Genomic DNA, 4,080 nt, shown 5'->3' on the forward strand with positions numbered 1-4,080 from the left:
CCTCCGGCCGGCACAAGCGGCTTGCGGGATGGACATTTCGCGCCGGCTGGAGAAGACAGCCAGCCATGGCCGACCTCTATTCGACCCTCGGCGTGGCGCGCGGCGCGAACGAGGCCGACATCAAGAAAGCCTATCGCAAGCTCGCAAAGGAGCTGCACCCCGACAAGAACAAGGACAATCCCAAGGCGACCGAGCGCTTCTCGAAGGTCACGCAGGCCTATGACATCCTGACCGACAAGGACAAACGCGCCCAGTATGACCGGGGCGAGATCGACGAGGACGGCAACCCCAGGATGCCGTTCGGCTTCGGCGGCCGGGGCGGCGCCGGCGGCCCCGAGTTCCGCGGCCCCAATGGCGAGCCCTTCGAGTTCAGCGGCGGCGGCGAGGCCGGCGGCCTCTCCGACCTGTTCGAAGGGCTGTTCGGCGGCCTGGGCGGGCGCCGGCCAGGTGCGGGCGCCGAGCCGTTCAGCGGCTTCGGCCGCCGCAGCGCACCGCCGCAAAAGGGCCCCGACGTCGCCTACCGGCTCGAGGTTCCGTTGGAGGACGCGGCGAAGCTCGCCGGCCAGCGCGTGACCCTGAGCAGCGGCAAGACGCTCGACATCAAGCTTCCGGCCGGGGTCGAGGACGGCGCGCGCATCCGCCTCGCCGGCCAGGGCCAGGCGGGGCCGGCCGGCCATGGCGATGCGATCGTGACGATCACGGTCAAGCCGCACCGCTTCTTCCGCCGCGAGGGCGACAATATCCGGCTCGACCTGCCGGTGACGCTCGACGAGGCGGTGGTGGGCGCCAAGGTCCGGGTGCCGACGGTCGATGGGCCGGTGATGCTCTCGGTGCCCAGAGGATCGAGCTCCGGCAAGGTGCTGCGGCTCAAGGGCAAGGGCTTCACCGCCAAAAGCGGCCAGCGCGGCGACCAGCTCGTCACCCTGATGATCGACCTGCCCGCCGACGATGCCGGGCTCGCCGGCTTCGCGGAAGGCTGGCGCGATTCCCGCAACGTCCGGGCGGGGCTGGGCGTTTGACGACCCGATGAGCGACGACGCCCCGCCCGTTCCTACCGACGGCGAGGCGACGGCCGAGGCGGTCCAGCACGACGTCGCCGAGAAGTTCGTCGCCAAGGGCCACAGCCCCCATTCCCCGGAGGCGCGGCGCGAGGCGGTGATCCGCACCGAGCTGGCGCTGCGCAAGCAGGGGATTGGATATCGCCCGCCGCCTCCCACCGAGCGACATAGCCGGATGCTGGAAATCGTCAAAAGGGTGCTGGTCGGCGCCTATTATGACGGGTTCATCCATGCCGGAAACCTCGCTTACATGGCGCTGATCGCGCTCTTCCCCTTCTTCATCACCGCCACCGCCCTGATGAGCGCGGTCGGCCGGACGGCGGAGGGCGTCCACGCGCTCGAGGTGATCCTCGCCACCATGCCGCCCGCCGTCGCCGCCACGCTCGACGCGCCGGTGCGCGAGGTGCTGGGCGCGCGCAGCGGCCTGCTGCTCTGGCTCGGCGCGATCGTCGGCCTGTGGACCGTCGGCAGCCTGATCGAGACGATCCGCGACATCCTGCGCCGCGCCTACGGCACGACCTACAGCAAGAGCTTCTGGCATTACCGGCTCTATTCGATCGGGCTGATCATGGGCGCGGTGCTGCTGCTTTTGCTCTCGTTCAGCGCCCAGGTCATCGTCACCGCGATCGACGAGTTCGTCACTCGCGCACTGCCGACGCAGTTCGATTCCTATTTCCAGATCGCGCTCACCCGCGGTCTCTCCGCGCTCGGCCTGTTCCTGTCGCTCTATCTGCTTTTCTACACGCTGACGCCGAGCCGCTATCGCTCGCGCCGCTATCCGAAATGGCCCGGGGCGCTGATGACGACTCTGTGGTGGGTCGGCGCGACCCTTGCGCTGCCGCCCCTGCTCGCCGGCCTGCTCACCTATGACGCGACCTATGGCAGCCTGGCCGGGGTGATGATCAGCCTGTTTTTCTTCTATCTGGTCGGCCTCGGCTTGGTTATCGGGGCGGAGCTGAACGCCGCGCTGGCGGAAACGCCCGGCGAGCAGGATTTGATCGGGCAAAGCGACGACCGGACGCGCAAGGAGGCATGATGGCCGGATTGATGGACGGAAAGCGGGGGCTGATCATGGGCCTCGCCAACGATCGCTCGCTCGCCTGGGGTATCGCCAGGGCGCTGTCCGCCCAGGGGGCGGAGCTCGCTTTCTCCTATCAGGGCGAGACGATGGAGAAGCGCGTGCGGCCGCTCGCCGCCGAGCTTGGCGTCCCGCTCCTCGTCGATTGCGATGTCAGCGACATGGCCAATCTCGACCGCGCCTTCGCGGAGCTGGCGAAAAGCTGGCCGAGGATCGACTTCCTCGTCCACGCGATCGGCTTTTCGGACAAGAACGAGCTGCGCGGCCGCTATGTCGATACCAGCCTCGACAATTTCCTGCTGACGATGAACGTCTCGGTCTACAGCTTCACCGCCGTCGCCCAGCGCGCCAAGGCGATGATGCCGGAGGGCGGCGCGCTGCTCACCTTGTCCTATTACGGCGCGGAAAAGGTGATCCCGCATTACAATGTGATGGGCGTCGCCAAGGCGGCGCTGGAGGCGAGCGTCAAATATCTCGCCATGGACCTCGGGCCGGACAAGATCCGGGTGAACGCCATCTCGGCCGGTCCGATCAAGACGCTGGCGGCCAGCGGCATCGGCGACTTCCGCTACATCATGAAGTGGAACGAATATAATTCGCCGCTCCGTCGCAACGTGACGATCGAGGATGTCGGCGGCGCCGCGCTCTACCTCCTCTCCGATCTCGCCTCGGGCGTGACCGGCGAAACCCACCATGTCGACGCCGGCTACAACGTGATCGGCATGAAGGCCGAGGACGCGCCGGACATCAGCGTGGCGTGAGCGTCAACAGCTTCGGCCGGCTGCTGCGCCTCACGACCTGGGGCGAGAGCCATGGGCCGGCGATTGGCGCGGTGGTGGACGGGTGCCCGCCGGGGCTCGCGCTGAGCGCGGCCGATATCCAGCCTTTCCTCGATGCGCGGCGACCGGGCGCGGACCCGCTCGCCTCGCCGCGCAAGGAGCCGGATCGGGTCCGCATTCTCTCCGGTGTCTTTGAGGGGCGGACAACCGGCACGCCGATCAGCTTGATGATCGACAATGTCGACGCGCGGCCGGCCGACTATCCGGCCGACGCCCCGCCACGCGCGGGCCATGCCGACGCGGCTTATGACGTCAAATATGGCGTTCGCGACCCGCGCGGCGGCGGGCGGGCCTCGGCGCGGGAGACGGCGGCTCGGGTGGCGGCGGGCGCGATCGCGCGGCTGGTGATCCCCGGGGTGACGATCGCGGCGCGGGTGATCGAGATCGGCGGCGAGAGTGACGAGGCGCGTTGGACGGCGATGATCGAGGCCGCGCGCGAGGCGGGGGAATCGCTCGGCGGCGTGATCGAGGGGGTCGCGACTGGCGTGCCGGCCGGCTGGGGCGCGCCGATCTATGCGAAGCTGGATGCCGAGCTGGCGGCGGCTTTGATGTCGATCAACGCGGTCAAAGGTGTGGAGATCGGCGCCGGCTTCGCCGCGGCACGGGCCAAGGGCAGCGACAATGCCGACCCCGCGATGACGGGTGGCGTGACCGGTGGGATCGCGACCGGCGATCCGATCGTCGTGCGCGCCGCGTTCAAGCCGCCCTCGTCGGTGCCGGCGCTCGGCGTGACCGGCCGCCACGATCCGTGCGTGGTCGTCCGCGCCGTGCCGATTGTCGAAGCGATGCTGGCGCTGGTGCTCGCCGATCACAGGCTCCTGCACCGGGCGCAGTGCGGATGATCGCGCGTCGCCTCATCGTCCATGGCCGCGTTCAGGGCGTCTGGTATCGCGGCTGGGCGGTGGACGTAGCCCGCGCGCTCGGCCTCAACGGCTGGGTGCGCAACCGGCGCGACGGGACGGTGGAGATTCTGGCGGCCGGCGCCGAGGACGCCATCGACGCGTTCGTCGCGCGTTGCCGCGAAGGCCCGCCGGCTGCTCACGTCCAGCGCGTCGAAGTCGAGGAAACGGAAGAAGCCGCACCCACAGGTTTCGAGCAGCGTCCC

Annotated in this window: 5 protein-coding genes; all 5 read left to right on the plus strand. The window is 69.2% G+C overall.

Annotation, left to right across the window (positions count from 1 at the left end; genetic code table 11):
• Positions 1-65 precede the first annotated feature (65 nt).
• The gene (locus ACT4N3_RS00005) at positions 66-1,019 is read left to right on the plus strand and encodes a DnaJ C-terminal domain-containing protein (RefSeq protein WP_444853147.1); all 954 of its coding nucleotides are present in this window, start codon (positions 66-68) and stop codon (positions 1,017-1,019) included.
• A gap of 7 nt (positions 1,020-1,026) precedes the next feature.
• Positions 1,027-2,094, plus strand: coding sequence for a YihY/virulence factor BrkB family protein (locus ACT4N3_RS00010; protein WP_444853148.1), 1,068 nt, complete (start codon positions 1,027-1,029; stop codon positions 2,092-2,094).
• Positions 2,094-2,897 carry an enoyl-ACP reductase FabI gene (gene fabI, locus ACT4N3_RS00015; protein WP_444853149.1) on the plus strand — a complete coding sequence of 268 codons (804 nt, stop codon included), beginning with the start codon at positions 2,094-2,096 and terminating at the stop codon, positions 2,895-2,897. The genes ACT4N3_RS00010 and fabI overlap by 1 nt, the downstream gene beginning before the upstream one ends.
• Positions 2,894-3,817, plus strand: coding sequence for a chorismate synthase (locus ACT4N3_RS00020; RefSeq protein WP_444853150.1), 924 nt, complete (start codon positions 2,894-2,896; stop codon positions 3,815-3,817). Before fabI ends, ACT4N3_RS00020 begins: the two co-directional genes overlap by 4 nt.
• Positions 3,814-4,080: acylphosphatase (locus tag ACT4N3_RS00025; RefSeq protein ID WP_444853151.1), on the plus strand; the 267-nt coding region annotated here is incomplete at its 3' end. The genes ACT4N3_RS00020 and ACT4N3_RS00025, both read left to right, overlap by 4 nt.

This window comes from Sphingosinicella sp. (assembly GCF_052388015.1).
Lineage (GTDB): Bacteria > Pseudomonadota > Alphaproteobacteria > Sphingomonadales > Sphingomonadaceae > Allosphingosinicella.